Below are 26,493 nucleotides of genomic sequence, written 5' to 3'. Positions count from 1 at the left end.
GATTACCCTCCGATCTGACGCCAGCGACGCCCATCGCGATGCATCAGCATCAGTGCTTCTTCGGGGCCTGAACTGCCCTGATCGTACTTGGCGGGTTTGTCCCCGCGCTGTTCCCAGCCGTGAATGATGGGATCGACCCAGGCCCAGGCGGCCTCGGCCTCGTCCCCGCGCATGAACAGGGTCTGATCGCCCCGGATGACATCCATGATCAGGCGTTCATATGCGTCCGGGGATTGCGAGTCATCACCCAGCGCGTCGGCAAAGCTCATGTCCAGAGCGACATCGGACAGGCGGAACCCGCCCTGCCCCGGTTCCTTTATCGTCGTGCGCAGGGTGATGCCTTCGTCAGGTTGCAGGCGGATCACCAGAACGTTGCCATGCAACGGGCCGACATTGGGAAAGATCGTGTGTGGCGGGTCGCGGAAGAACACCGCGATTTCAGAGGCACGGGCGCGAAGGCGTTTGCCTGTGCGCAGGTAGAACGGCACCCCGGCCCAGCGCCAGTTGCCGATATGGACCTTGAGCGCAATAAAGCTTTCGGTGCGGCTGGCCGGGTTGCCAACGTGATCAAGGTATCCGTCACCGCCCTTGCCCGTGCGATACTGACCACGGGCGATATCCCTGGGTTCGACTGGTTCCAGCGCCTCGATCACCTTGACCTTCTCGTCGCGCACCGCGTTGGGAGAGAACTTTGACGGAGGTTCCATCGCGGTCAGGCACAGCAATTGCACCAGATGGTTCTGGATCATGTCCCGCATCGCGCCGGATTGATCGTAATAGGCCCCGCGCCCCTCGACCCCGACGGTTTCCGCCACGGTGATCTGCACATGGTCGACATGGGTCGAGTTCCAAAGCGGCTCGAACAGGGAATTCGCAAAGCGCAGCGCCATCAGGTTCTGCACGGTTTCCTTGCCCAGATAATGGTCGATCCGGTAAATCTGGTGTTCTTTGAAGCACGCCCGCAAGCCTTCGTTCAGCGCTTTGGCCGAGGCCAGGTCATGGCCGAAAGGCTTTTCGACAACGATGCGGCTGTCCGGCGTGGCCAGACCGGCGTCATGCAGGCGCTGCGCAATGCCCGAAAACAGGCTGGGACCCACTGACAGGTAAAAGGCCCGCACCACGTCGGGGCGCAGCATCTTGGACAGATCGGACCATCCGGCATCGCCCAGTGCATCCACCGGCACGTATTCAACATGGGACAGGAACCGGTCCAGCGTGCCCTTTTTGAACTTTGGCGCGAATTCCTGCATCGATGCACGAACCTGATCGCGAAACCCGTCGCTGTCGATATCCGAGCGCGCCGTGCCGATGATCCGCGCCCCATCAGGCATCTGGCCGACCTCGAACCGATGGTACAGGCCCGGCAGGATCTTACGTTGCGCCAGATCCCCGGTCGCGCCGAACAACACAAGATCGAACGGCTCTACCGGAATTACGCGTGAAACCATCACAGGCTCCTTCTCGAGTTTGCCGATATCAGTTCAGCACGGCATGAAACGGCTTTGCGGCATACTGTTACCGCTAACATTGCCTGCGTGATAAAAAGCCCGCGCGAAAAAATCAAGCATAGTTTCCCCAAAAAGCGAGGTTTTGCGGGCTATACCTGACTGCGCAGCCATTCCATCACGGCCGGGCGCACGGATTGTTCGCCACGATGGCGTGCGTCCGCGATGATTTTGCGCACCTCCATCAGGTCACACCGCAGCAACAGGCTTTTGACCGGACCAATCGATGCCGGGCGCATCGACAGGGTGCGAATACCCATGGCCGCAAGGCACAGCGCCTCGACCGGGCGGCCCGCATCCTCGCCACAGAAACTGAGCGGGGTGTCCGAAAGACCGCAGCGTTCGACAATGCGTTCCATCAGGCTCAGGAAACTGACATTCAATGTGTCATAGCGGCGGCGGACCAGTTCGTTTTCGCGGTCAGCCGCAAAAAAGAACTGCTTGAGGTCATTCCCGCCGATCGAGATGAAATCGACCTCGTCAAAGAACTTTTGCGGCGCAAAGGCCAGCGATGGAGTTTCCAGCATCGCGCCGACTTCAAGCGTTTCGGGCAGAACATGGCCCAGTCGCTTTTCGCGTTCGATGGTTTTGTTCACCTCCCAGCGGGCTTCGCGATATTCCTCGGCCTGTGCGACAAAAGGGAACATGATGGTCAGCGGGCGCCCATTGGCGGCGCGCAGAAGGGCCTGCAACTGCATCCGCATCACGCCGCGTTTGTCCAGACCGACTCGAATGGCGCGCCAACCCAGGGCCGGGTTGGGTTCGGCCACGTGTTTCATATAGGGCAGCACCTTGTCCGACCCGATATCGAGCGTGCGGAACACCACCCTTTTGTCGCCCGCCGCATCCAGTACCCGCTGATACTGGGTGACAAGCTCGGACCGTTTGGGCATCTGATTGCGGATCAGGAATTGCAGCTCGGTTCGGAACAGGCCAACACCCTCGGCACCCGACGTACCCAGCGACGGCAGGTCGGCCATCAGGCCCGCGTTCATCACCAGATTGATACGCGTTCCGTCGCGTGTGACACAGGGGGTTTCGCGGATCGAGGCATAGCGTTCCTGTGCCTTGGCCTGCATCGCGATCTTGTCGCGGAACGCGCTGACCACGCTGTCTTCGGGGCGCAGATGAACAACGCCCTGATCGCCATCCACCAGCACATGGTCGCCGTTCAGCGCTTCGGTCGTGATCCGGCCCACATGGACCACCAGAGGGATTGCCAGCGCACGGGCCACAATGGTGGCGTGACTGCCGACTGAACCTTCTTCGAGGATGATCCCCTTCAGCGCCCGCCCGTATTCCAGCAGGTCACCGGGGCCGATATTGCGCGCGACCAGAATCGGATCGGGCGGCAGATCGGCGCTGTCGGTTTTTCCCTGCCCGGTCAGAATGCGCAACAAACGGTTGCTGAGATCGTCAAGATCCGCCAGCCGTTCGCGCAGATAGGGATCGGACACCTGCCCCATCCGGGCGCGCGCCTGAGATTGTTCTTTCTCGACCGCGGCCTCAGCACTGAGCCCCAGGGCAATGTCCTCTTCCATCCGGCGCATCCAGCCTTTGGAATTGGCAAACATCCGGTAGGCTTCCAGCACCTTGAGCTGTTCGGTGTCACCATCCCGGGAAATCTCGAGCATCTTGTCGACGCCGACGCGCAGCTCTTCCACCGCCTCGTTCAGACGTTCGCGTTCCCGGTGCGGGTCTTCGGCGATCGGATTGGTGACAACCACGCGGGGTTCATGCAGCCAGACATGGCCTTCGGCGGAGCCTTCCTGCGCCGGGCCGCCGCGCAGCAGGACCGATTGCTGGTGCCGTGGCGACAGTGCCGCGCCTTCGCCGACAAAGGCGCCCAGTTCGGTCATTTCGGCCAGCACCATGGCCACCACTTCCAGCGCATAGATTTCGTCGGCGGAAAATTCGCGCGCTTTGCGGGACTGGACAACCAGAACACCCAGCTTTTCCCCAAGGCGCTGCACCGGCACGCCGAGAAAGGACGAAAACCGCTCTTCCCCGGTTTCCGGCATATACCGGAACCCTTTTTCAGACGGCGCATCCGGGGTGTTGACCACCTTGCCGGTCTTGGCGACCCTGCCCACCAGCCCCTCGCCCATGCGCATACGGGTCTGGTGTACTGATTCCGGCGCAAGCCCCTGGGTCGCACAGAGTTCCAGGGTCTCATCATCGCGGAACAGATAGATTGAGCACACTTCGCTGCGCATGCTGTCGGCGATCAGATGAGTGATCTGATCAAGACGCTCCTGTCCAGCGGCTTCGCTGGCCATCGCCTCGCGCAACCGCCCCAGCAGCTTGCGGGATTCTGTTTCCGTGCCGTCCGCCATGGCCCAACCAATTCAGTGTGTCAGGCGAAACCCTTGGCCGATCAGCTCAGGCCGCCTTGTCCAGTTCAAAGGCATCATGCAGTGCCTGAACGGCAAGTTCCATGTATTTCCTGTCGATAAGAACGGAAATTTTGATCTCGGAGGTTGTGATGACCTTGATGTTGATCCCCTCATCCGAGAGTATCTTGAACATTTTGGCCGCGACACCCGATTGCGAGCGCATACCGATTCCCACCACCGAGACCTTGCAGACACCGGTATCGGCGACCAGTTCGGCATAGTTGAGCTCGCCCTTGTCCTTGATCGCCAGCAGCGCTTTTTCGGCACGGACCACCTGATCGGTGGGGCACGAGAAGGTCATGTCCGTGCGCCCCTCATCCGAGATGTTCTGCACGATCATGTCGACATTGACGCCCTCATCGCTGAGCGCGGTGAAGATGGTCGAGGCGATACCGGGACGGTCCGCCACCGAAACGACGGTCATCTTGGCCTCGTCACGGGAATAGGCCACACCGGCCACAACATTGGATTCCATGATATCCTCCTCGTCAACGACCAGCGTACCGGCCTCGTCGGATTGTTCTTCGAAACTTGAAAGAACGCGCAGTTTCACCTTGTAGCGCATTGCCAGCTCGACCGAGCGGGTCTGCAGCACCTTGGCGCCCAGCGACGCCAGTTCGAGCATTTCCTCGAACGAGATCCTGTCCAGCTTGCGCGCCTTTTCGCAGATGCGTGGATCGGTGGTATAGACGCCGTCCACGTCGGTATAGATGTCGCAGCGTTCCGCACCAAACGCGGCGGCAAAAGCCACGGCAGTGGTGTCAGAGCCACCCCGGCCCAGCGTAGTGATGCGGCCTTCGGGGCTGAGCCCCTGAAACCCGGCCACAACGGCCACTTTCATGCCTTCGCCGAATTTCTGGTTGATGTTCGTGGTCGGGATATCTTCGATCCGCGCCTGGCTGTGCGCGCTGGTTGTCAGCAGCGGCACTTGCCAGCCCTGCCAGCTGCGCGCAGGAACATCCATTTCCTGCAATGTCAGCGCCATCAGGCCAGCGGTGACGTTTTCGCCCGAAGATACCACAGCATCGTATTCACGTGCATCAAACAGCGGCGAGGTCTCGTTCACCCAACCCACCAGCTCGTTGGTTTTGCCCGACATGGCCGAGACGATGACGATCACGTCATAGCCCTTGGCAACTTCGACACCGATGCGCTTGGCAGCACGGCGGATGCGGTCCAGGTTGGCGACCGAAGTGCCGCCGAATTTCATAACGAGTACGGGCATGGGGGCAAATGTCTCCGCGCCTTGGATTAGAGGTCCCGAGCCTCATAAGCGAGGGGCACCCCAAGAGCAAGAGCGCAAACAGGACCCGCCTGTGGCACAGGGCCGCTTTACATTGCGCAGGTGCGGTGTCAGCCTGCGAGTAACAACCAAATCAAGAGGTTCCCCATGTTTCGCCTAGCCCTTGCCGTTACTTTGTTGTCGTCGCCTGCATTGGCGCAGGTTGCCAGTGTGGCAGGCACGGACGGAAAGAATGCACTGGGCAAGGTGCCCTGCGCCGCAAATGCCGGTGACCCGATGCAAAGCTGCAATGCAGAACTGCGCCGCCATGATGACGGCACAACGACGCTGGCCGTGGCTTTGGGGGGTGGCAAGGTGCGCAACATCTATTTCAAGGATGGTGCGCCGGAGTCCAGCAGCTCGACCTCAAAGATGACTTATGAAACGCTGGGCGACGTGCTTGTGGTCTATATTGAACCCGGTGAGGTCTATGAAATTCCCAAAGCGGCGCTGACCGGTCAGTAAGCGTGCGCCTGCCCGTCATAGGTTTCGAAACAGCCGGTAGAGCTGATTGACAGGGCCTCAAAGCGTTCCATCAGGCCCGAGACGGCCTGATCGACATCAATATCGGCGGCCGCGCCGCCCATGTCGGTTTGCACCCAGCCCGGATGATAGATGCCCACGGCGATCCCGTCGGCTTTCAGATCCGTCGCCAGATTCCGCCCCAGGTTCAACGCCGCCGCCTTGGAGGCGCGGTAGATATAGCTGCCCCCCGGCGCTCGCGTATGGGACGCCATCTGCGACGAGATGATCGCGACCTTGCCGCCTGCGGCGCGCAGATTGGGCAACAAGGCCTGAACGGTCAGAAAAACGCCGGTCACGTTGGTGGCAAAGCTTTGCGCCCACATATCGGCGGGGTAGTCGTTGATCGTGTGCCCCTTGTCCAGATAGACCCCGGCATTGCAGATCAGAAGATCAACGGGCTGGTCTTTCAGCTGTTCGGCCATTGCTGCCTGTTGGGCCGGGTCCGACACGTCCAGACGGACCTGTGCACTGCCATCGCGTGCGGTTCCGGTAACCGCGTCACCGCGGGTGTCGTAGCGCGTGGCAAGGGTGCGGCCGATACCGCGATTGGCACCGGTGATCACGACATGCATGGATCAGTTGGTCTTTCTGCTGGGCAGAAACGGCAGCGGTGCCACCGGCACGCCATCTTCGATCAGCGATTTCGCCTCATCCGGTCTGGCTTCACCATAGATCGAACGCTCTGGCGCCTCTCCCAGATGCATCTTGCGCGCTTCGCTTGCAAAATCCTTGCCAACGTAGTCCGAGTTCTTTTCGACATGGCGGCGTATTTCGGCCAGAACTTTCTCGATCTCGGGCGAAGGGGTGGCGACGTTGATCTGTTCATTGGATGCAGGCGCGTTTTCGGGCTTTCCCTGCGCATTCCGGGCCGGTCGGACACGCGGTGTCATGATCGCCTTCGCAACCTGCGTACATCCGCAGATCGCGCAGGTCACCATCTTGGCAGAGGCCAGCTTGTCAAAGGCTTCTGCGGATTGAAACCAGCTGTCGAATGTGTGGCCTTCACTGCATTTCAACGCGTATTGAATCATGTTCAGTCCAAAATTACGATTGGCGAATAGATACCGACCAGACTGACAATATCAAGCCTCTCTGGCGCTATCTTAATGTGTATGGGTCTTAAAGTCGCGTAACAATTCGGCAAGCTCGGGTGATCTGACCTTTTGGGCCGCGCACTCAGGTGCAAACCACTTGCGCCTGCGCTCGTGCTTTTCGGGGAAGTCCTGCGACATTACCTGTACATGCAGCGCAAAAACATCGACCAGAATCAAGGTCGGGGGCTGATTTGGGCGGTGCTTGAGGTGCAGAAACTGCCCCAGCCCCGCTTTGCTGCATCGCCCCGTCACGCCCGCTTCTTCCCAGGCTTCCTGCACTGCGGTTTCTGATGGGGTCAGGCCGGGGATGAGCCACCCTTTGGGGACAATCCAGCGCTGGGCCCGGCGTGTCGTGATCAGCAAAACCTCTGGCTGGCAACGCCGTATCCGGTAACACAGGGCAGAGGATTGCCGCAAAACAGGGTGTTCCGCAGTCTCAGCCAATTCACGCAGTACCGGTCTTGCATTCATTGCGCGACGCACCTTTTGTTCGGGCAAAGGACCCGTTGGCGTTATAGGCCCGCAGGACACGCCTATTTAGCGCACTTCCCTTGAGAAACTACCATATGAAGTGGTGTCCGCCAAGTCCGGCGTGATGGCGCATTTGTTGATCACATACGGGCTGACAGCTGTTTCACCAGCTCGTCATGCGGGATATCGGCATCAACCGCCAATCTTCGCAGGCCGAAATGCACGCGCGCGATTTGCTGGTAATAGCGCGAATAGACATAGTTCGTTCCACCACCGGCCAACGCGCCGAGCACCGGGACGGACTGTGCCGCCAGTTTTTGCCCCAGCACGATCGAAAAGCGTGGTGCCACTGCAGCAATCAGACGCTGCATGGCAGGACCCGTCAGTGTCAGGCGCACCGAGAAAAAGCCAAGATCCGCACCGTCATCATGCGACAGCGGGCCCGATGCGGACAAAACCCGCACACAGTCGAACTTTACGTTCTCGGCAGACGGATCGAAACCTTCGCGCGCGGCGGCCCCCTGAATGGCGCGCAACAGCATGGCGGTTGTTGCAGGCAGCTCCATCAGGGCTGTTGATACACCGCCCAACCCGCCGGCCGCGCCCATGGCCGTGGCAAGCGCGGTATTGACCCAGGGCTGCTGATCAGGGATCGCACGCCGAGACCCCTGAGCCGCGTGCATCGCAAGCCACAGCGCCTGCTCGGTAGCCCCTGTCAGGCCGTTCCGAACCGGATCGGGCAATTGCTCGAGCAGTGACTCGGCTGATCCGCCCAGCTTGTTCAGCAGTTTGACACCGGCCCCTCCGGCAGATCGGTAATAACCCGCCAAACGATCCAGTTCAGCCTCGGCATCCACGTTTTCGACAAGAACCACGTTCTGCATGTGCGTCCTCCTGCCTATCAACATCGGCGTTAAGCCGTGTCGATTCAATAGGTCAGCGGGTCCAGCGGGTGACAGCCCCCTGAACTCCGGACCAGACACCGGGCATCAGTTCCAGCCCCAAAACCCGGTCCGGGTTGGTGGGCGGTGGCATCTCGACACCTTGCAGCCGCGCAAAACCAAATCGCCTGTAATAGGGTTCGTCACCGACCAGCATGACCCGCTGCCACCCGCGCTTACGCCCGGCTTCGACACCGGCATGGATCAGATACCCGCCCAGACCCTCGCCCTGGTGGGTTGGGTGTACGGCAACCGGGCCTAGCAGCAATGCATCGTGTTCACCGACATGGACCGGCCAGAAGCGGATCGCCCCGGCCAGAATGCCCTGACCGTCGCGCGCGACCAGTGACAGGGCAGAAACCGGCGGCACATCATCGCGCAACCGGTAGGAAGACAACGCCTCACGGCCCGGCGCAAAGCACAGGTCATAGAGGGCTTCGACCTCCCACCAATCGTCCGGCTCTTCTGGCCTGATCCCGAATTGCTGCACACCCGCCCTCTTTTCCTTGCTGGAAATCGCCCTAGCACTTCGTTACGCCTTGGGCAAACGCTTGGAGATATGATGTTCTACCGCCCCGAAGACGGCCACGGCCTGCCGCACAACCCGTTCAACGCCATTATCACGCCACGCCCGATCGGCTGGATCTCGACCCGTGATGCGGATGGGATCAACAATCTGGCACCCTATTCCTTTTTCAACGGGGTTGCTTACACACCGCCGCAGGTAATGTTTGCCACAACCGGCACGAAACACGATCAGATCGGCGGCAAGGACAGTATCGCCAATATCGAGGCGACAGGTGTATTCTGCGTGAATGTTGTAGCCCTAGCGCATCAGGATGCGATGAACGCCAGCTCGGCCTGCCTTCCCAGGGAGGTGGACGAGTTTGCCCATGCCGGATTAACCCCGGTCGAATGTGAAACCATTCCCTGCGCCCGCGTACAAGGCGCCCCGGCGGCGTTGGAATGCAAGTTAACCCAGATCGTCACTCTGCCCGGCGCGGCCAACCGCGTCGTGTTCGGTGAAGTAACAGGCGTGCATCTGCTCGACGACCACATCCGAGAGGGCAAGTTCGACGTAACCTCATTCAAACCTCTGGCGCGGCTTGGGTACCGGGACTATTCGGTCGTGTCCGAGCTGTTCTCGCTCAGTCGCCCGGATGATTGAGGGTGTCGGGGGCTCTGCCCCCACCGCCCGTTCCGGGCGGCTCCCCCGGGATATTTTTTGGCCAGATGAAGCAGGGATCCTTCATTCATCTGGCTTCAAATATCCCGGAGCGCGAGGCAGAGCCTCGCAAATGGATCAGTGGCCGCCCAGAATGCCGGTACGGACCGAGTAATCGACGGCAAGTTCGTAATCCGGGTCATCGTCACTGTCGACCATCAGGTGGCCTGCTTTGTTCAACAGCTTGTGACAATCCCGGCTCAGGTGGCGCAACATGACGCGTTTACCCGCGGCCTCGTATTTGGCCGCGATATTTTCGATGGCTTGCAACGCCGACTGGTCCACCACACGGCTTTCAGCGAAATCGACGATGACGGTTTCCGGGTCATTCGGCACATCGAAGAGTTCGATAAAGCCATCCGATGACCCAAAGAACAGCGGCCCCTGGATTTCATAGACCTTTGCCCCTTTTTCGGTCGCGGACTCACGGGTGACGGCGTGGATGCGCTTGGCGTTGTTCCAAGCGTAGGCCAGAGCCGACACGATGACACCGACCACAACAGCAACCGCGAGGTCTTCCATCACTGTCACGACGGTGACCAGAACGATGACAAAAGCATCTGTCAGTGGAACCTTGCGCAGGATCTTGAACGAGTTCCACGCAAAGGTGCCGATGACCACCATGAACATCACCCCAACCAGCGCGGCCAGCGGGATCTGCTCGATCAGCGGTGAGGCAAACAGGATGAAGGTCAGCAAAAACAGCGCCGCAGCGATCCCGGCGATACGGGTCCGGCCACCGGATTTCACGTTGATCATCGACTGACCGATCATCGCGCAGCCACCCATGCCTCCGAAAAAGCCGGTAACGATATTCGACGCACCCTGGGCGATACATTCCTGAGACGCCCCGCCGCGCTTGCCGGTGATTTCGCCCACAAGGTTCAGGGTCAGAAGGGATTCAATCAGGCCAATCGCGGCCAGAATGACAGCGTAGGGCAGGATGATCTCGAGCGTGCCCCAGTTCAGCGGAACCATCGGGATGTGGAAGGCAGGCAGACCACCTTCGATCGAGGCCAGATCACCGACGCGCGGAACATCCAACCCCAGACCGATCACCAGCGCAGCGACAACCAGAATACCGGCCAGAGGCGCAGGAATGATGCGCGTGATGCGCGGCACCACCCAGATCACCGCCATGGTCAGTGCCACAAGGCCCAGCATGGTGTATAGCTGCGCACCCGAGAGCCATTCTCCACCGCCCATGCCGTGACCGGTGTTTTCCATGGTACCCGGCACCTTGAACTGGCCCATCTGGGCCAGAAAGATCACGATGGCCAGGCCATTCACAAAACCCAGCATCACCGGGTGCGGCACCAGTCGGATGAAGCGGCCCCAATGCATCGCCCCGGCGATAACCTGGAGGATCCCCATCAGCACCACCGTCGCGAACAGGTATTCGACCCCATGTTCGGCCACCAAAGCCACCATGACGACCGCCAGCGCACCCGTCGCGCCCGAGATCATGCCGGGTCGCCCGCCGATCAGCGCGGTGATGAGCCCCACAAGGAAAGCGGCATATAGGCCCACCAGCGGGTGCACGCCTGCCACAAAGGCAAAGGCCACGGCCTCGGGCACCAGTGCGAGGGCCACGGTCAGGCCGGACAGCAGCTCGATCCGCAGGCGAGAGAAGGTCAGCCCCTCATCCGGCACCCAGCGCAGATCAGGTATGGCGATACGGTTGGCAAAACTTGCCAGCAAGGCTCGGGGCATTGGACAGTCCTATAGGATTTTATGTTCGCGCGAAGGGGTCGTTGTAGCGGGCGCGCCGCTGTTAAGCCACCGCAGGAGGTGGGATGCAGCCATGCGCACAGCGCATAACTTGCCTCTCGGCAACGTGATTTGCGGCACCCGGATCAAGCACCCAAATGTGAGTTCATGCGTTGGATTGCCCTTATATTTCTATCGGCCCTGCCCGCCTTTGCACAAGACTTGCAAGGGAATGACACCGCCGGAAACTGGCGTGTCACGCACCATGAAATTTTCGGCATCTGGAATTCGTTTTGTGACGAGCGTGAAGAAGCCGGTACTTTGGTGCAGCGCTGCTACATAAGGCGCGCCGAGGTGTTTTCCTTGCGTCCAAAATTTGCGGCGCAATTCATGTTCATCACACCTGAACCAGATGGTTTCAAAATCGAGTTCGGGATTGAGCCCGGCACCTTCTTCAGCCCTTCTGGATTCCGCATAGAGAAAGATCAGGATGTGATCTGGCGCACACGGCGTCCCGGGTGCCTGACAGGGTTAAGCTGCACATTCGAGGATCATCGCGCCGACGGCTTGCTGGATGCCATGCTGAATGGGGATGCGTATCGTTTTGAGTTTCGTGACAGGCATGGTCAATCGCAGGATCTGACGTGGCCGCTGGATGAGTTTGGAGCCGCGTGGGCGGATTTCAATACGCAATCTCAACAGCGTAACCTGTTGGTGAAACAGGAATAGGCCTCTTGTCAATTTCGGGCCGAACCCGCACAAATTCATTATCAGTATCTCAGGTGGAGCAGGACAGTGACCCAAACCAGGATTGCCGTTATCGGCGGATCAGGCATCTATGACATCGATGGGCTGGAAAATGCGGAATGGGTCAGTGTCGATACCCCTTGGGGGGCGCCCTCGGATCAGATTCTGACCGGGTCGCTGGACGGTGTCGCAATGGCCTTTCTGCCGCGCCATGGGCGCGGGCATGTGCATTCGCCCACCGATGTGCCCTATCGCGCCAATATCGACGCGCTGAAACGGCTTGGTGTGACGGATGTGATCTCGGTCTCGGCCTGCGGGTCGTTTCGCGAACACATGGCACCGGGTGACTTTGTCATCGTCGATCAGTTCATCGACCGGACATTTGCGCGCGACAAGAGCTTTTTCGGAACAGGCTGCGTGGCCCATGTCAGCGTTGCGCATCCGACCTGCCCGCGCCTGTCGGACGCCTGTGAAACCGCAGGCAAGGCTGCCGGTATCACGATCCATCGCGGCGGCACCTATCTGGCGATGGAAGGGCCGCAGTTTTCGTCTCTGGCGGAATCGAAGATGTATCGCGAGCAATGGGGCTGCGACGTGATCGGGATGACCAACATGCCCGAAGCCAAGCTCGCCCGCGAAGCCGAGCTTTGTTATGCCTCGATCGCGATGGTCACCGATTTTGACAGCTGGCACCCGGATCATGGCGAGGTGGATGTGACCACCATCATTGCGACCCTGACCGGCAATGCCGACAAGGGCCGTGCACTGGTCAAGGGCCTTCCCGCCCTGCTGGGGGCCGACCGCGCGCCCTGCCCGCATGGCTGTGACCGGGCGCTGGAATATGCCATCCTGACTGCGCCCGAAAAGCGCGATCCGGCGCTACTGGCCAAACTGGACGCGGTGGCGGGGCGGATTCTGTAAGCGCCGCGCGACGCATCAGGCATCATCGCCGCCAGCAGTTCGGGTTCCCGGATCACGTTAAGCTGCGTCCAAGCATGACATCGACCCTGCGCCCGAAACTGTCCGGGCACAGGGGATGCGGGTTCTTTCTGCCGGATACTCGCCGCAAGAATGCGACGGTTGTGAAGGATCGCACTGGTATCAGTTTTCGTGCAAGTCTGGGCCTGATCGGACTGCTTTGACGGGCCCGAAAGCTGGTCGCCATGAAAATTGTCAAGCACCGGTAGTTTGGCTATAGCGATACCAAAGGAACATATCGCGAGCAGACCCTTATGTCTCTGGAACTCTGGCTGGCCTTTGTTGCCGCATCCACCGCCTTGCTCTTGATCCCGGGCCCGACCGTGCTGTTGGTGCTGAGCTATGCGCTGTCCAAGGGGCGCAGCGTTGCTGTGGCCTCGGCCACAGGGGTCGCTGTGGGGGATCTTGTGGCGATGACCGCATCTTTGTTGGGGCTAGGCGCGCTTGTTCTGGCCTCGGCCACCTTGTTTTCCATCCTCAAATGGGTCGGTGCGGCCTATCTGGTCTGGCTTGGGGTTAAACTGCTGCGCAGCGCCCCGGCAAGTGGTCTGGGAACGGTCGCGACCGGGCGGGATGTCACCCCCCGCAGCGTGTTTGGACATGCGGCCGCAGTCACAGCACTGAACCCGAAATCCATCGCCTTTTTCATCGCCTTTGTGCCGCAGTTCCTGCGCCCGGCTGAACCACTGGGGCCGCAATTTGCCATCCTGATTGCCACTTTTGTCGGACTGGCCTGGCTGAATGCGCTGGCTTATGCGTTGCTGGCCGACCGGCTGCGGCGTCTGATTGGCCGTGCCAGCGTGATCACCGGGATGACGCGGTTTGGCGGGCTGACTCTGATCGGGATGGGGTTCGCCACGGCAGTTCTGCGCCGCCCGGCCTGACCCCTTTTTCAGTTTTCGGCGTTTTCCTTCATGAACCCGCGGATAAACCGGCGGATTTCGCGGGCAGCTGATGTATCCAGCTCTCTGCACAACTCGACAAACGCGTCGCGCTCATCCTTGTCCAGACGCAGAACCAGCTGGCTGTTTTTCTTCGTCGATCCCTTGCCGTCTTTCTTTGGCACGCGCGTTGCTCCTAGCAAATGCTCGTTAATTCAGGCGATGCATTGTGTATACATAGCATAGTGATTGTCGTTATCGGGCACTTAACAGCACCGGAACGGAAATGGCAATGAACCTTCAAACCGTCTGGGGCCTTTCTTTTGCGAGATCAACGCAAATGCGCAAGCCGCACCTGTCATGTTTGCCTGCCACGCTTTACCGGTATTACGGATTGCCCAAGGCTGTGGTTTCGTGCCGCTGGTGATCGCGTGAATGAATTGTTCCTTGCATGGCTAACCCTCTTGGGCCAAACACGTTTTGGTATTTGAAGCGGAAAAGGGTTGGTTCATGTCAAGGAACAAGACTGTCAAAGACTACATCCGGTCGATTGTCGACTTTCCGCATGAAGGAATTCTATTTCGCGATGTGACGACGCTGTTTGCCGATCCGCGCGGATTTCGGATGGCCATTGACCAGATGCTGCACCCCTATGCCGGGGAACGCATCGACAAGGTTGTCGGCCTCGAGGCGCGGGGCTTTATCCTTGGGGGGGCGATTGCGCATCAGCTGAGCCTGGGCTTCGTGCCGATCCGCAAGAAAGGCAAGCTGCCCGGCACAACGATCAGCCAGGACTACAAGCTGGAATATGGTGAAGCGATCGTCGAGATCCACGATGACGCCATCCAGCCAGGCGAAAAAATCCTTGTCGTTGACGACCTTCTGGCCACAGGCGGCACTGCGGCGGCGGGCATCAAACTGATCGAGCGTTTGGGCGGTGAGATCGTCTCATGCGCGTTCATTATCGACCTGCCTGACCTCGGCGGGCGCAAAGTATTGGAAGATATGGGCATGGACGTGCATGTCCTGTGCGAATTCGAAGGGCTTTAACGCGGCAACCTTCGGATTTCTTAACAAGAGTCAGAGCCGGGTTCACGCCTTCAGCACCGCGCCGGGATTCATGATGCCCAAGGGGTCCAGCGCCGCCTTGATGGTCCGCATTGCTTCCAGCTTTACCGGATCGCCATAGCGGTCCAGATCGTCCGTTTTCATGCGGCCCACGCCGTGTTCCGCGCTGACCGAACCATCAAAGGCATGGACCAAATCATGCACGGCCCGCTTGACCACAGCGCTCTGACCCTCAAAATCCGATCTGCCCTGCCCCTTGGGGGGAAAGACGTTGTAGTGCAGATTGCCATCCCCGAGATGGCCGAAGCAATTGATCCGGAACGGCCCGAGACCGGAAACCACCTTTTCCCCTTGCCGCACAAATTCCGGAATTTCTGAGATCGGGATCGAGATATCATGGCTCGACACCGAGCCGACCAGGCGGTTGGCCTCGGGGATACGCTCGCGCACGGCCCACAACTCATCGCGCTGCGCCTCGCTTTGTGCAATCACGCCATCCTGCACCAGCCCAAGCGCTTGCGCGTGGACAAAGATATCCTCCAGCGCGTCGGACGGAGACTGCCCCGTGGCCAGCCCCAATTCGATCAGAACGCTCCACTCTGGCGGTGTTTCAAACGGTTGCCGGACATCCGGCAGAACCTCGGACAAGAACTTCAGCCCCTGCCGGTGGATCAGTTCGAAAGTGCTGACAGCCTCGCCCACGCGATCACGCGCCTGGGCCAGCAGGGAAATGGCGGCTTCGGGTGACGCCACCTGAAACATCGCCGTCCCGATCGCGGCAGGCCGGGGAAACAGCTTGAGCGCGGCTGCGGTGATGATCCCCAGCGTGCCCTCGGCCCCGACCAGCAGATTGCGCAGGTCATAGCCTGTGTTGTCCTTTCGCAACCGGCTGAGACCCTGCCAGATTTGACCATTGGGCAGAACGGCCTCGAGCCCAAGGCACAGGTCGCGCGCATTGCCATAGCGCAAGACGTTGACGCCCCCGGCATTGGTGGACAGGTTGCCCCCGATCCGACAGGATCCCTGCGCCGCCAGCGTCAAGGGAAACAGGCGGTCTTGCGCCTCGGCCGCGGCTTGGACATCCTGCAAAATGGCACCGGCCTCGGCAATCAGTACGTTTTCGGTGGGATAGACGGACCGGATGGCTGTCATCCGTTCCAGCGAAATCACAAGGGGCGCGGGCCCATGCGGCATTACCTGCCCCCCGACCAGACCGGTTCCGCCGCCATAAGGCACCACCGGAACACGCATTTCGGACGCCACCTGCACCAGTACCGAGACCTCCTCGGTTGTGCGGGGCAAGGCCAGCAGGCCAGCCTGTCCGGCATATCGCCCGCGCGGCTCTTCGAGATACCGGTCGGTCACCGGGCGCAGCACGTGATCGCCCAGTTTCGTGCGGATCAGCGTGGCAATGCGGTCATCGGCGGGGTTCAGACTCATACGCTTTCAATGCCCAACCGATCCCGCCACGGCAAGCCTTATTCCAGATCAATCAGATAGCGCGGCTCCAGCACGACAACCGTTGGACGGTCCGGCAAGTCACGCAGAGAGACGTTGATCTCGGACACGCCGTCACGTTCAACCGGGAACTCATCCCGGATATCCACGAGGAAGCGATCCAGCGAATACTCCGAGAACCAGTGCATCGGAATGATCACCGAGCTTTTCAGCCGCTTGAGAACCGAGATCATGTCGGGCAAGGGCATGGTTGTTCCACCATCGACGGCCGCCATGACCACATCCAACCGACCCAGCGCAGCAAACTGTTCGTCTGACGGTACATGATGCAAATGTCCCAGATGGCCGATACACAGCCCTTCGACCTCGAACACGAAGATAGAATTGCCGCGCTCCTCAACTCCGCCATAGGCCGAGCGGATATCGGTCGGGACATTGCGTATCAGCATCTCGCCCAGATCCAGGTGATGTTCAATTCCTTGCCCGAACTCTCCCCATCCCGGCAGGACATGCGGGATCGCCGGGTCGGGATGCGCCGTCCAATGGGTGTCATGGGCATGGTTCATTGTCACCACATCGGGAATCAGATCGGCACCCCCGATGAACCCGGTAAAATCGGTCACCACATTCAACCCGCCACGGGTCTGGATCATAAAGGCGGCATGCGCGACATAGCTGATGCGCACCGAAAACTCCGGTACCGGGTCCTGCCACGCAGCTTTGTGCAGATATTCGATCCCCGGCGCAGCATCGGCGATAGCGATACAATGGCTCGGCCGCCGCTCCTGCGCCACGGCCTCGCCCGAAATCACCATCAATGCTGCAACCAACCAGCGCATACCCGAAGTGTAGCGCAGATCGCCACCAAGTCATGCCCCTTGTTCATCTGGCCGAAAATATCCCTGGGGAGGCGCGGCTTGCCGCGACGGGGGCAGAGCCCCCTAGCCCGCGTCCGTCTTGCCACGCCGGTCGGACCGCAGGCTGGCATAGAGAACATGCGTCCGCCATCGCCCGTTGATCTGTAGATAAGACTGCGCCACGCCTTCATATTTGAAGCCCGAGCTTTCCAGCAAACCGCGCGACGCCCGGTTTTCCGGCAGGCACGCGGCTTCGATCCGGCTCAGGTCCAGACGGGTAAAGGCGTGATGCAACATCGCGCCGATCGCTTCGCGCATGTATCCCTGACGGGCAAAGGATTCACCGGTCCAGTAACCCAGAGTTCCGGCCTGCGCAGGACCGCGCCGGATATTGTCCAGCGTGATCGCCCCGACCAACACATTGTCTTCACGGCGAAACAGGAACAGCGGGATTGCTGTGCCACTCGCGACCGAGCGCTGAGCCCAGTAGACCCGATTGGTAAAGGATTTGCGGCTCAGGTGATCCTTGGCCCAGATCGGCTCCCACGGGGTCAGGTAATTTTTTGAGGCGCGCCGCAACGCCGCCCAATCGTTGAAATCGGAATGTACAGGCGGACGCAAGCTGAGCCGCGCGGTCTCGAGTTTCAACTTGCGTCTGCCCAACAGCATCAGGCTGCACGCCTCTCCTGCAAGTCCGCCAATGTCGGTGCGTCTGCGACCGGTCCGTAAAGCGCCAGCGCCGCCGGGGCCTGAACGGCCATGGTTTCAGCAAAGGCGCGCACGTCGTCGGTGCTGACCGCATCGATCTTGGCAACCGTATCTTCCAGCGAGGGCACCCGCCCCCAGATCTGCACCAGCCGCGCCAGACGCTCGGCCCGATTCGACGGGCTTTCCAGCCCCATCAGCATCCCGGCCTTCATCTGGGCGCGGGCACGGGCGACCTCTTCGGGGTTCATGTCCTCGGCGGCGCGCTTCATCTCATCGATGGTGATCGTCGCCAGTTCGGCCACCTGATTGGCCGAGGTCCCGGCATAGATCGTGGTTGTTCCGGTATCGGCATAGGCACCGGTCTGCGCAAAGATCGTGTAACAAAGCCCACGTGTTTCGCGCACCTCCTGAAACAGGCGCGAGGACATGCCACCGCCCAATGCGGTCGAATAGATCTGCGCCGTATAGATCGCGTCGTCGCGATAGTCTGGGCTTTCAAGCGCCAGGGCGAAATGTGCCTGTTCCAGCTCTTTTACCTGCCGGGCTTCGCCGCCTGTAAAGCGTGCGATCTCGGGGATCAGACCCTTACGGGATTGCAGATGGCCAAACATCTCTTCGGCCAGTTTCATCAGCATGTCGTGATCCACAGCACCTGCTGCGGACAGGATCATCTGTTCGGGGCCATAATGTTCGGTCACAAAGCCCGACAGGTCTTCACGCGAAAAGGCACTCACCCGCTCGGACGGACCCAGGATCGTCCGGCCCAGAGGCTGGTCGTGATAGCTCTCCTCTTGCAGCCAGTCAAAGATCACATCGTCGGGCGTGTCATGGGCCTGACCGATTTCCTGAAGGATCACGCCCCGCTCGACCTCGATCTCGCGCGGATCGAAAACCGGGTTCAGAACGATGTCGCCGATGACATCCATCGCCAGCGCCACGTCGTCCTTCAGAACGCGTGCGTAATAGGCTGTCACCTCGCGCGAGGTATAGGCGTTGATATAGCCGCCCACATCCTCGATCGCCTCGGCAATCTGCAAGGCCGAACGGCGCTCGGTTCCCTTGAACGCCATATGTTCAAGGAAATGCGCGATGCCGTTCTGCTCGATCCGCTCATGCCGCCCACCGGCGGTTACCCAGATGCCGATGGCCGCAGATTGCAGCCCCGGCATATGTTCACTGACGATACGAAACCCGTTCTTCAGTTGATCTTGTCTGACAGTCACTCAGCGATGTGCCTTTTTATATGATCCTCAAGGGCACCCAGATCATTGGCGATGCGGGTTACCCGTTCCGGACGTTCATACAGATCAGACATGCGGGAGGGAAGAGGCGGATGTTCGCCGCTCGCCTTCTCGACCGCGGCCGGGAATTTCGCCGGGTGCGCGGTGGCCAGCGTGATCATCGGAACGTCTGCCGCGCGGTGTTCTTCTGCGACCTTGATGCCCACGGCGGTGTGCGGGCAGACCAGTTCGGCGCTGTGCGCCAGCGTGGATTTGATCGTGGCCAGCGTTTCCTCTTCGGACACACGGCCCGAATCGAAATTCTCACGCAGCGCTTCCATCGCGCCCTGGCTGATATTGAAGCCACCCTGTTTCAGCTCATCCATCAATTGTGCGATGGCCCCGCCATCTTCGCCATAGGCATAATAGAGCGCGCGTTCGAAATTTGAGCTGACCTGAATGTCCATCGACGGGCTGATCGAGGGGATAGTCTCGCCCTTGAAATACCCCTCGCCCGAGAGGCAGCGATGCAGAATGTCGTTCTGGTTGGTCGCCACCACAAGGCGGTCAATCGGCAGCCCCATACGCTTGGCCAGATAACCCGCGAAGATGTCACCAAAGTTGCCGGTTGGCACCGTGAAGCTGACCTTGCGGTGCGGCGCACCAAGGCTGACGGCAGCCGAGAAGTAATAGACGATCTGCGCCAAGACGCGGGCAAAGTTGATCGAGTTCACACCCGCCAGTTTCACGCCGTCGCGGAAGTCGAAATCGTTGAACATGTCTTTCAGCGCAGCCTGACAATCGTCGAAATCGCCATCAACGGCCAGAGCATGCACATTGCTGTCCGCAGGCGTCGTCATCTGTCGACGCTGTACTTCGGACACGCGGCCATGCGGGAACAGGATGAACACATCCACCGCGTCCAGCCCGCGGAACGCCTCGATCGCGGCTGAACCGGTATCCCCGCTGGTCGCGCCGACGATGGTCACACGGTCACCACGGCGTTTCAGCGCCACCTGGAACAACTGGCCGATCAGTTGCATGGCAAAGTCCTTGAAGGCCAGCGTGGGGCCGTGGAACAGTTCCAGCAGGAAGTGGTTCTCGTTCAGCTGCTTCAATGGCGCGCGAGCATCGTGGCCGAAACCTTCGTAAGCGCGGGCGATGATCGCCTTGAACTCATCCGCGGCGAATGAGCCGCTGACATAGGGCCACATCACGCGGAATGCGATTTCTTCGTAGGGCAATCCGGCCAGCGCCGCGATCTCGTCCTGCGACATCACCGGGATTTCGGCGGGCAGATACAGGCCACCATCGCGGGCAAGTCCGGTCAACATCGCCTCTTCAAACGTCAGTTCGGGCGCCTGCCCGCGGGTCGAGATGTATTTCATGTCGCGTCACTCTCAGAATTGGCACGGCTGCGCCACAGGAAGTATCCGGTCATCGCGGCCCAGACCAGAGCCAGACCAAACCAGGTTATTGCATATTGCAGGTGATCGTTTGGTATGCCCGCCGTGTCCACCGGCAGCGGCGTCACATTCGGATCGGTTTGCGAACGGGCGATCAGCAGAACCGGTTCCGCGCCCAGTGCACCCGCAAGCGCGGGCACATCGCGGGCGAACCAGATGTTGGCGTCGAGATCAGGTGCGGGCGTGTAACTGTCGATTTCATCTGGCCAGTGCAGATTGCCGGTAATCTCCATCTGGCCGTTGCGCCGCTCGGTCTGTTTGGCCGTGGTCGGGATGAACCCCCGGTCAATCAGAATGGTCCGGCCCCCGGTAATGAACGGCTGAATGATGCGATACCCCGCACCGACCTGTTTGAGCGAAACAAGAACGTGAACTTCCGCAGGCTCCGTCTCGCCCGACACCGTTACCGGCAGGTATTTGTCCTGATCCACCGAAACCTGCAGCGGGAGGGAAACCGGCGCAGCCGAGATCCGCTCTTCGATCTCGGCCAGCACGTCCTGCTTCCACGCCAGACGCTGCACCTGCCAGATGCCCAGCGACAGCAGCACGCCCAAACCGGCGAGGCCGAAGATTAGCAGGAACAGGATACGGCGCATGTCAGGACCAAACTTCTTTGCAGGAACCGGCGTCTTGTTAAGGGGCGCGCGGGCTGAATTGCAACCACGCAATTGTATGGGGCGCAATCTTGCGCCCCACATAGAGAAAAAGCCGCCCCTTGGGGCGGCTTTTGCAACTGATCAGCCTGACCGGCGTTACATCAGCGGAGCCTGGCCCCAGATGTAGACGGCAAAGAACAAGAACAGCCAGACCACGTCGACGAAGTGCCAGTACCAAGCGGCGGCCTCAAAACCGACGTGTTTTTCGGGGGTGAAGTCACCCTTGAGCGCGCGGATCAGGCAGACGGTCAGGAAGATTGTCCCGATGATCACATGTGCGCCGTGGAAACCCGTTGCCATGAAGAAGTTGGAATAGAACTGGTCGCCGCCGAATTCCCAGCCTTCATGCTTGAGCAGTTCGGCGTATTCATAGCCCTGAAGGAAGGTAAAGGCGATGCCCAGCACGATGCCAATGGCCAGACCATTGATCAGCGCCTTGCGGTCGTTGTCATGCACCAGCGCATGGTGCGCCCAGGTGATCGCACAGCCTGACAGTAACAGGACCAGAGTGTTGATCAGCGGCAGGTGGAACGGGTCAACCGCATGAATGTCCGGCTGGATGTATTCGGTGCCGGCATAGTCGTACATCGGGTACATGCGATGTTTGAAGAACGACCAGAACCAGGCGAAGAAGAACATAACCTCGGACATGACGAACAGGATGAAGCCGTAACGCAGACCGATGCGGACAACAGGCGTGTGATCGCCCTGACGGCTTTCCGCAACCACATCCGACCACCAGGCGAACATCGTGTAAAGCACAGCTGCCAGACCGGCCCAGAACATGAAGGGCGTGATGCCTTGCATCCAGAGAACGGCTCCGAACAGCATGACAAAGCCGCCGACGGCGCCGATCAGAGGCCAGATCGACGGGGCCAGAATGTGGTAATCGTGGTTTTTAGCGTGTGCCATCAGCGTCCCTCACCTACAGGCGTTAGTTCGTGTTTGTATCTGCCTGCGCATCGAGGGCGGCATAGCCCTCGGGCAGGTCAATTTCGTAGAATGTATACGACAGCGTGATCGTATGAACATACTTGGCTTCAAGATCCTCGACCATTTCCGGGTCGACGAAGAAAGTCACCGGCATCTCAACGCGTTCGCCGGGTTGCAGCACCTGCTCTTCAAAGCAGAAACAGGCAATCTTTTGGAAATACCCCCCCGCAGAATAGGGCGCCACGTTGTAAGACGCCTGCCCGGCAATGGGGCGGTCGGTCGGGTTAAAGGCCTCGTAAAACGCGAGACCTGTTTCGCCGATGCGCACATCCATCTCGCGCACGACCGGCTTGAATTCCCATTCCATGTCCTTGGCCTTGGACGCGTCAAAACGGATGGTAACGGTGCGATCCAGAATGGTATCGGGGGCAGTTTCGGCAACACCAGTGGTGCCGCCAAATCCGGTCACCCGGCAGAACCAGTTGTAGAACGGCACCGACGCCCAGGCCAGACTGCCCATCAGGACAACCACGCCAACGGTCTGGACAACCGTTTTCTGAGGACCGGACAACGCCATCAGTTCTGAACCTCTTGCGTCGCCCTGTTGAAATCAGTGCCCGAGACCTTGACGATGGTCAGGCCAAAGATGATCACGATAAAGGCGGCCAGCGTCAGGCCGACACCCAGATTGCGGCTGAACCGGCGCTGATGCAGCTCGTGGTCCTTGCGAAGGCTCATGACCATCCCCCCAGACCATAGGGTTTCAGCAGGGCTTCGGCCAGAACGGCACCGAAATGCAGGAACAGATACAGCAGTGACAGCTTGAAGAAACCGCGCTCGACCTTGAAATTATCTGCCTCGGAATCATCCTCGGTCCGGCGCGAGATTTTCCACGCGCCCCGCAGGAACAGGATGTTCAGAACCAGTGCAACAGTCAGATAGATCGGGCCGCCAATGCCCGAAAATGCAGTTCCAACGGCCAGCAGAGCCAGCAGAGCTGTATAGACCAGGATATGGACACGTGTCGCGCGGCGACCGTGGGTGACGGTCAGCATCGGCACGCCCGCGTCGTCATAGTCCGAGCGCATGAACAGGGCCAGCGCCCAGAAATGCGGCGGCGTCCACATGAAGGTCAGGGCAAACATCAGCCAGGGCTCGACCGACATCGATCCCGTGGCGGCCACCCAGCCGATCACCGGAGGGAACGCGCCCGCTGCGCCACCGATCACGATGTTCTGCGGCGTCGAACGCTTCAGCCACATCGTGTAGACGACAACGTAGAAGAAGATGGTGAAGGCCAGAAACGCGCCTGCAAACCAGTTGGTCGCAAGGCCCAGCATGATCACCGACAGACCCGACAGAGCCAGACCAACGGCCAGCGCCTCGCCTTCCTCGACCTTGCCCGAAGGGATCGGACGGGATTTGGTGCGTTTCATGACACGGTCGATATCCGCGTCCCACCACATGTTCAGCGCACCTGAGGCTCCGCCGCCGATGGCGATGAACAGGATGGCGCAGAACCCGACGAAGGGATGGACAGGAACAGGGGCCGCCAACAGGCCGACCAATGCCGTGAACACGACCAGCGACATCACACGTGGCTTCAGCAGGGCGAAGTAATCGCCAAAGCCGGCCTCGTCCGCCCGGGCGGTCGCAGTGCTGGCATTGATGCTTGCGTCGGTCATTTCCGGTCCTTCTGGGGCGAAAACTGCGCGGATCGCCCGCGCAGCCTGCATCTTGTGTCAGGCGGGGTTCAACCCGCCCCTATCGTACTCAGTTCGAGGCGACCTGATAGCTTTGCGGCAGACCCGCATATTCTTCGATCGCGCCCTGCAACCATTCGTCATAGACTTCCTGGCTTACGACCTTGACGGTAATCGGCATATAGGCGTGGTCCTTGCCACACAGTTCCGAACACTGACCAAAATAGATGCCTTCCTTGTCGGCCTGGAACCAAAGCTCGGCCAGACGTCCGGGCACACCGTCCTGCTTTACGCCAAAGGCCGGGATGGTCCACGAGTGAATCACGTCGGATGCAGTCACCTGCATCACGATGACCTTGCCGACCGGAACGACAACAGCGGTGTCGGTGGCCAGCAGCCATTCATCATCGCTGTAGCCTGCATCAATCAGCTTGGCGCGCATTGCGTCATCCAGAACAAACGGCGTTACATCCGCATCTGCGGGGCGTGCGCCCTCGTCCAGGGTCGCCGGGTGGCCCAGCAGATAGCTGTCGAATGCGAAATCGTGATCAACATACTCGTAGGTCCAGTACCACTGGTTGCCGACGACTTTGATGGTGATGTCACCTTCCGGGATTTCCTGCTGTTTGAAAAGAACCGGCAGCGAGAACGCGCCAATAAACACCAGAATCAAGATCGGTCCCAGGGTCCAGGCGATTTCAACCGGAGTATAGTGCGAGAAACGCGCCGGAGTTGGGTTTACGCGCTGGTTGTAGCGCACGATGCAATAGATCAACAAAGCTGCAACCAGCAGACAGACTGCGGTGATGATCACAAGAATCATGCTGTCCAGATCCCGGATACCCTGGGCAAGGCTGGTGGCCGCGGGCTGGAAGCCCATGCCGCCGTCTACCGGCTTGCCAATAATCTCAAGCTCCTGAGCCATGGCGGGTAGGCTGGAGAGGGCTGTCATAAACCCTGAAAGCATCAAAGCATTCTTCATGTTCTGTCCTGATCGTTTGATCTTTGCGTCCCTGACGGAAAGGTGTGAATCGGTCGCACCTCTCCCGTTGTCTTTGGCCGCGTTAAAAACCATATTCCAGCGGGTAGATAAAGCAAAATGCTTGCGTCAAACAGACGCTATTTTTGATCTGGATCAAACCCGAAAGGTCGCAACCCATGCCTGAAGCCCCGTTTCGCCCCTTTGAGAGCGCCCTGCCGCAAGATGAAGCACTGGCCATATTGCGCTCGGCAACGGACGGGGCCGAGGATGGAGAGCTGTTTGTCGAGCGTCGGAAATCCGAATCTCTGGTGTTTGACGACGGGCGGCTTCGCACCGCGTCTTATGACGCATCCGAGGGATTTGGCCTGCGCGCCGTTCAGGGCGAAGTTGCCGGATATGCGCATTCGACTGATGTATCGATTGCCGCGCTGAAACGTGCTGCTGAAACCGCGCGACTGGCGGTTGGCGATGGAGGCGGAACGCTCGCCGAAGCGCCCCGGCCCACGAATACGCGCCTGTACACGGACGAAGACCCAATCGAATCCGCCGCCTTCCCGGTGAAAATCGAAACCCTGCGGGAGATTGACGCCTTTGCCCGCGATCTGGATCCGCGGGTGGTTCAGGTCAGCGCAATGATCGCAGCCGCCGTTCAGGAGGTGGAAATTCTGCGACCCGATGGTGTGATGGTGCGTGACGTGCGCCCCATGACGCGCGTGAATGTCTCGGTCATTGTTGAACAGGACGGGCGGCGCGAAAGCGGGTCGGCCGGTGGCGGCGGGCGGGTTGGCCTGAGCGGGTTGATCGACCCTGCCGACTGGCAGGCCAAGGCGCGCGAAGCCCTGCGCATCGCATTGGTCAATCTGGACGCGGTTCCCGCCCCTGCCGGCGTGATGGAGGTTGCACTTGGCCCCGGCTGGCCCGGTATTTTGCTGCACGAAGCCATCGGTCACGGGCTTGAGGGCGATTTCAACCGCAAGGGAAGCTCGGCCTTTGCCGGGCTGATGGGGCAACCGATAGCATCCAAGGGCGTGACCGTGGTGGATGACGGCACGATTGCCGACCGTCGCGGCTCGATCACTGTGGATGATGAGGGCACGCCCAGTTCGCGCACCGTATTGATCGAGGATGGCATCCTGACCGGCTACATGCAGGATCGGCAAAACGCCCGGCTGATGGGGGTTGCTCCTACGGGCAACGGGCGGCGGCAGAGCTATGCGCACAAACCCATGCCGCGCATGACCAATACGATCATGTTGGGGGGCGACGCTGATCCGGCGGCTTTGGTGGCAGATATTAAAGACGGCATCTGGGCGGTTGGATTCGGCGGCGGCCAGGTCGACATCACCAACGGCAAGTTCGTTTTCTCGTGCACCGAGGCGTATCGTGTCGAAAACGGTAAGATCGGCGCGCCGGTCAAGGGCGCCACGCTGATCGGTGACGGGCCATCGGCCTTGAAGCGCATCCGCGGCCTTGGCAACGATATGGCGCTGGATCCGGGTATGGGAACCTGTGGCAAGGACGGTCAATGGGTGCCCGTGGGTGTGGGTCAACCGACGGTGCTGATGGACGGGTTGACTGTCGGCGGGTCGGCAGCCTGAGGCGGAAGAGAAGCGCAAAGGCAGGCGCAGGGTTAACCATGCGCCACTTTGATTCGATAGCATTCCAACCGACGCCATTGATTTGAGCG

Annotated in this window: 29 protein-coding genes; 8 read left to right on the top strand and 21 right to left on the bottom strand. The window is 60.0% G+C overall.

Going from position 1 to position 26,493, the window contains the following annotated elements:
• Positions 1-2: 2 nt before the first annotated feature.
• The 3 genes from zwf to ACR0LL_RS09800 all read right to left on the bottom strand — a co-directional run bounded on the left by zwf (position 3) and on the right by ACR0LL_RS09800 (position 5,126).
• Entirely contained in the window at positions 3-1,448 is a 1,446-nt protein-coding gene (zwf, locus tag ACR0LL_RS09810; RefSeq protein ID WP_480586202.1) for a glucose-6-phosphate dehydrogenase, read from the bottom strand.
• Positions 1,449-1,597: 149 nt separating this feature from the next.
• Positions 1,598-3,841: a phosphoenolpyruvate--protein phosphotransferase gene (gene ptsP / locus ACR0LL_RS09805; protein ID WP_480507789.1), complete on the bottom strand. Its 2,244-nt coding sequence runs from the start codon at positions 3,839-3,841 to the stop codon at positions 1,598-1,600.
• 46 nt (positions 3,842-3,887) lie between these two features.
• Complete coding sequence (locus ACR0LL_RS09800; RefSeq protein WP_480488466.1) at positions 3,888-5,126, bottom strand: aspartate kinase; 1,239 nt, start codon at positions 5,124-5,126, stop codon at positions 3,888-3,890.
• Between the two features lie 165 nt (positions 5,127-5,291).
• On the opposite strand from ACR0LL_RS09800, the gene ACR0LL_RS09795 reads away from it, so the two are divergent.
• Complete coding sequence (locus ACR0LL_RS09795) at positions 5,292-5,648, top strand: hypothetical protein (protein ID WP_480488468.1); 357 nt, start codon at positions 5,292-5,294, stop codon at positions 5,646-5,648.
• On the opposite strand, the gene ACR0LL_RS09790 is transcribed toward ACR0LL_RS09795, so the two are convergent.
• From ACR0LL_RS09790 to ACR0LL_RS09770, 5 genes are all read right to left on the bottom strand, one after another.
• Entirely contained in the window at positions 5,642-6,280 is a 639-nt protein-coding gene (locus ACR0LL_RS09790) for an SDR family NAD(P)-dependent oxidoreductase (RefSeq protein ID WP_480586200.1), read from the bottom strand. The genes ACR0LL_RS09795 and ACR0LL_RS09790 overlap by 7 nt on opposite strands.
• Positions 6,281-6,283: 3 nt before the next feature.
• The gene (locus ACR0LL_RS09785; RefSeq protein WP_480546425.1) at positions 6,284-6,739 is read right to left on the bottom strand and encodes a DUF1178 family protein; all 456 of its coding nucleotides are present in this window, start codon (positions 6,737-6,739) and stop codon (positions 6,284-6,286) included.
• A gap of 72 nt (positions 6,740-6,811) precedes the next feature.
• The gene (locus tag ACR0LL_RS09780; RefSeq protein ID WP_480586196.1) at positions 6,812-7,273 is read right to left on the bottom strand and encodes an NUDIX hydrolase; all 462 of its coding nucleotides are present in this window, start codon (positions 7,271-7,273) and stop codon (positions 6,812-6,814) included.
• Between the two features lie 140 nt (positions 7,274-7,413).
• Entirely contained in the window at positions 7,414-8,157 is a 744-nt protein-coding gene (locus ACR0LL_RS09775; RefSeq protein ID WP_267363077.1) for an EcsC family protein, read from the bottom strand.
• A 52-nt stretch (positions 8,158-8,209) separates the two neighbouring features.
• The gene (locus ACR0LL_RS09770) at positions 8,210-8,704 is read right to left on the bottom strand and encodes a GNAT family N-acetyltransferase (RefSeq protein ID WP_480586193.1); all 495 of its coding nucleotides are present in this window, start codon (positions 8,702-8,704) and stop codon (positions 8,210-8,212) included.
• 72 nt (positions 8,705-8,776) lie between these two features.
• Here ACR0LL_RS09770 and ACR0LL_RS09765 point away from each other — a divergent pair, with 72 nt between their 5' ends.
• Positions 8,777-9,382, top strand: coding sequence for a flavin reductase family protein (locus ACR0LL_RS09765; protein WP_480586190.1), 606 nt, complete (start codon positions 8,777-8,779; stop codon positions 9,380-9,382).
• Positions 9,383-9,517: 135 nt separating this feature from the next.
• Here ACR0LL_RS09765 and ACR0LL_RS09760 read toward each other — a convergent pair whose 3' ends face one another.
• On the bottom strand, positions 9,518-11,152 hold the full coding sequence (locus ACR0LL_RS09760) for a SulP family inorganic anion transporter (protein ID WP_480507780.1): 1,635 nt from the start codon (positions 11,150-11,152) through the stop codon (positions 9,518-9,520).
• 165 nt (positions 11,153-11,317) lie between these two features.
• On the opposite strand from ACR0LL_RS09760, the gene ACR0LL_RS09755 reads away from it, so the two are divergent.
• The 4 genes from ACR0LL_RS09755 (at position 11,318) to ACR0LL_RS09740 (ending at position 13,758) form a co-directional block, all read left to right on the top strand.
• Complete coding sequence (locus ACR0LL_RS09755; protein ID WP_480586188.1) at positions 11,318-11,878, top strand: invasion associated locus B family protein; 561 nt, start codon at positions 11,318-11,320, stop codon at positions 11,876-11,878.
• 66 nt (positions 11,879-11,944) lie between these two features.
• Entirely contained in the window at positions 11,945-12,817 is an 873-nt protein-coding gene (locus tag ACR0LL_RS09750) for an S-methyl-5'-thioadenosine phosphorylase (RefSeq protein WP_480586186.1), read from the top strand.
• Positions 12,818-12,891: 74 nt separating this feature from the next.
• Positions 12,892-13,038, top strand: a complete 147-nt coding sequence (locus ACR0LL_RS09745) for a hypothetical protein (RefSeq protein ID WP_480586183.1) — start codon at positions 12,892-12,894, stop codon at positions 13,036-13,038.
• A 90-nt stretch (positions 13,039-13,128) separates the two neighbouring features.
• On the top strand, positions 13,129-13,758 hold the full coding sequence (locus ACR0LL_RS09740) for a LysE family translocator (RefSeq protein WP_480586180.1): 630 nt from the start codon (positions 13,129-13,131) through the stop codon (positions 13,756-13,758).
• Positions 13,759-13,766: 8 nt separating this feature from the next.
• On the opposite strand, the gene ACR0LL_RS09735 is transcribed toward ACR0LL_RS09740, so the two are convergent.
• The gene (locus tag ACR0LL_RS09735; RefSeq protein WP_209505622.1) at positions 13,767-13,940 is read right to left on the bottom strand and encodes a hypothetical protein; all 174 of its coding nucleotides are present in this window, start codon (positions 13,938-13,940) and stop codon (positions 13,767-13,769) included.
• Between the two features lie 325 nt (positions 13,941-14,265).
• On the opposite strand from ACR0LL_RS09735, the gene ACR0LL_RS09730 reads away from it, so the two are divergent.
• Positions 14,266-14,805 carry an adenine phosphoribosyltransferase gene (locus tag ACR0LL_RS09730; RefSeq protein ID WP_480586177.1) on the top strand — a complete coding sequence of 180 codons (540 nt, stop codon included), beginning with the start codon at positions 14,266-14,268 and terminating at the stop codon, positions 14,803-14,805.
• Positions 14,806-14,847: 42 nt separating this feature from the next.
• On the opposite strand, the gene ACR0LL_RS09725 is transcribed toward ACR0LL_RS09730, so the two are convergent.
• The 11 genes from ACR0LL_RS09725 to coxB form a co-directional block, all read right to left on the bottom strand.
• Entirely contained in the window at positions 14,848-16,263 is a 1,416-nt protein-coding gene (locus tag ACR0LL_RS09725; protein WP_480586174.1) for an FAD-binding oxidoreductase, read from the bottom strand.
• Between the two features lie 38 nt (positions 16,264-16,301).
• Positions 16,302-17,120, bottom strand: coding sequence for an MBL fold metallo-hydrolase (locus ACR0LL_RS09720; RefSeq protein WP_480586171.1), 819 nt, complete (start codon positions 17,118-17,120; stop codon positions 16,302-16,304).
• Positions 17,121-17,222: 102 nt separating this feature from the next.
• Complete coding sequence (locus tag ACR0LL_RS09715; protein ID WP_480586169.1) at positions 17,223-17,807, bottom strand: GNAT family N-acetyltransferase; 585 nt, start codon at positions 17,805-17,807, stop codon at positions 17,223-17,225.
• Complete coding sequence (locus tag ACR0LL_RS09710; RefSeq protein ID WP_480586168.1) at positions 17,807-19,069, bottom strand: M16 family metallopeptidase; 1,263 nt, start codon at positions 19,067-19,069, stop codon at positions 17,807-17,809. Before ACR0LL_RS09710 ends, ACR0LL_RS09715 begins: the two co-directional genes overlap by 1 nt.
• Positions 19,066-20,454, bottom strand: a complete 1,389-nt coding sequence (gene thrC / locus ACR0LL_RS09705; protein ID WP_480586165.1) for a threonine synthase — start codon at positions 20,452-20,454, stop codon at positions 19,066-19,068. The genes ACR0LL_RS09710 and thrC overlap by 4 nt, the downstream gene beginning before the upstream one ends.
• A complete protein-coding gene (locus ACR0LL_RS09700; RefSeq protein WP_480586163.1) occupies positions 20,451-21,128 on the bottom strand; it encodes an SURF1 family protein in 678 nt (225 codons plus the stop codon). Before ACR0LL_RS09700 ends, thrC begins: the two co-directional genes overlap by 4 nt.
• A 156-nt stretch (positions 21,129-21,284) precedes the next feature.
• The gene (locus ACR0LL_RS09695; protein ID WP_209505605.1) at positions 21,285-22,100 is read right to left on the bottom strand and encodes a cytochrome c oxidase subunit 3; all 816 of its coding nucleotides are present in this window, start codon (positions 22,098-22,100) and stop codon (positions 21,285-21,287) included.
• 22 nt (positions 22,101-22,122) lie between these two features.
• The gene (locus tag ACR0LL_RS09690) at positions 22,123-22,698 is read right to left on the bottom strand and encodes a cytochrome c oxidase assembly protein (RefSeq protein ID WP_480586161.1); all 576 of its coding nucleotides are present in this window, start codon (positions 22,696-22,698) and stop codon (positions 22,123-22,125) included.
• Positions 22,698-22,859: a hypothetical protein gene (locus ACR0LL_RS09685; protein ID WP_267363054.1), complete on the bottom strand. Its 162-nt coding sequence runs from the start codon at positions 22,857-22,859 to the stop codon at positions 22,698-22,700. Before ACR0LL_RS09685 ends, ACR0LL_RS09690 begins: the two co-directional genes overlap by 1 nt.
• Positions 22,856-23,806 (bottom strand): heme o synthase, encoded by a 951-nt coding sequence (gene cyoE / locus ACR0LL_RS09680; RefSeq protein WP_209505591.1) that lies wholly within the window; start codon positions 23,804-23,806, stop codon positions 22,856-22,858. Before cyoE ends, ACR0LL_RS09685 begins: the two co-directional genes overlap by 4 nt.
• Positions 23,807-23,894: 88 nt before the next feature.
• A complete protein-coding gene (gene coxB, locus ACR0LL_RS09675; RefSeq protein WP_267363050.1) occupies positions 23,895-24,806 on the bottom strand; it encodes a cytochrome c oxidase subunit II in 912 nt (303 codons plus the stop codon).
• Between the two features lie 176 nt (positions 24,807-24,982).
• Here coxB and tldD point away from each other — a divergent pair, with 176 nt between their 5' ends.
• Positions 24,983-26,404, top strand: a complete 1,422-nt coding sequence (tldD, locus tag ACR0LL_RS09670) for a metalloprotease TldD (RefSeq protein ID WP_480586158.1) — start codon at positions 24,983-24,985, stop codon at positions 26,402-26,404.
• Positions 26,405-26,493 lie beyond the last annotated feature (89 nt).

Source organism: Ruegeria sp. AI2 (assembly GCF_056541275.1).
Note: the sequence above shows the minus strand (reverse complement) of the source record. Positions and strands in the feature narration are given on the sequence as shown.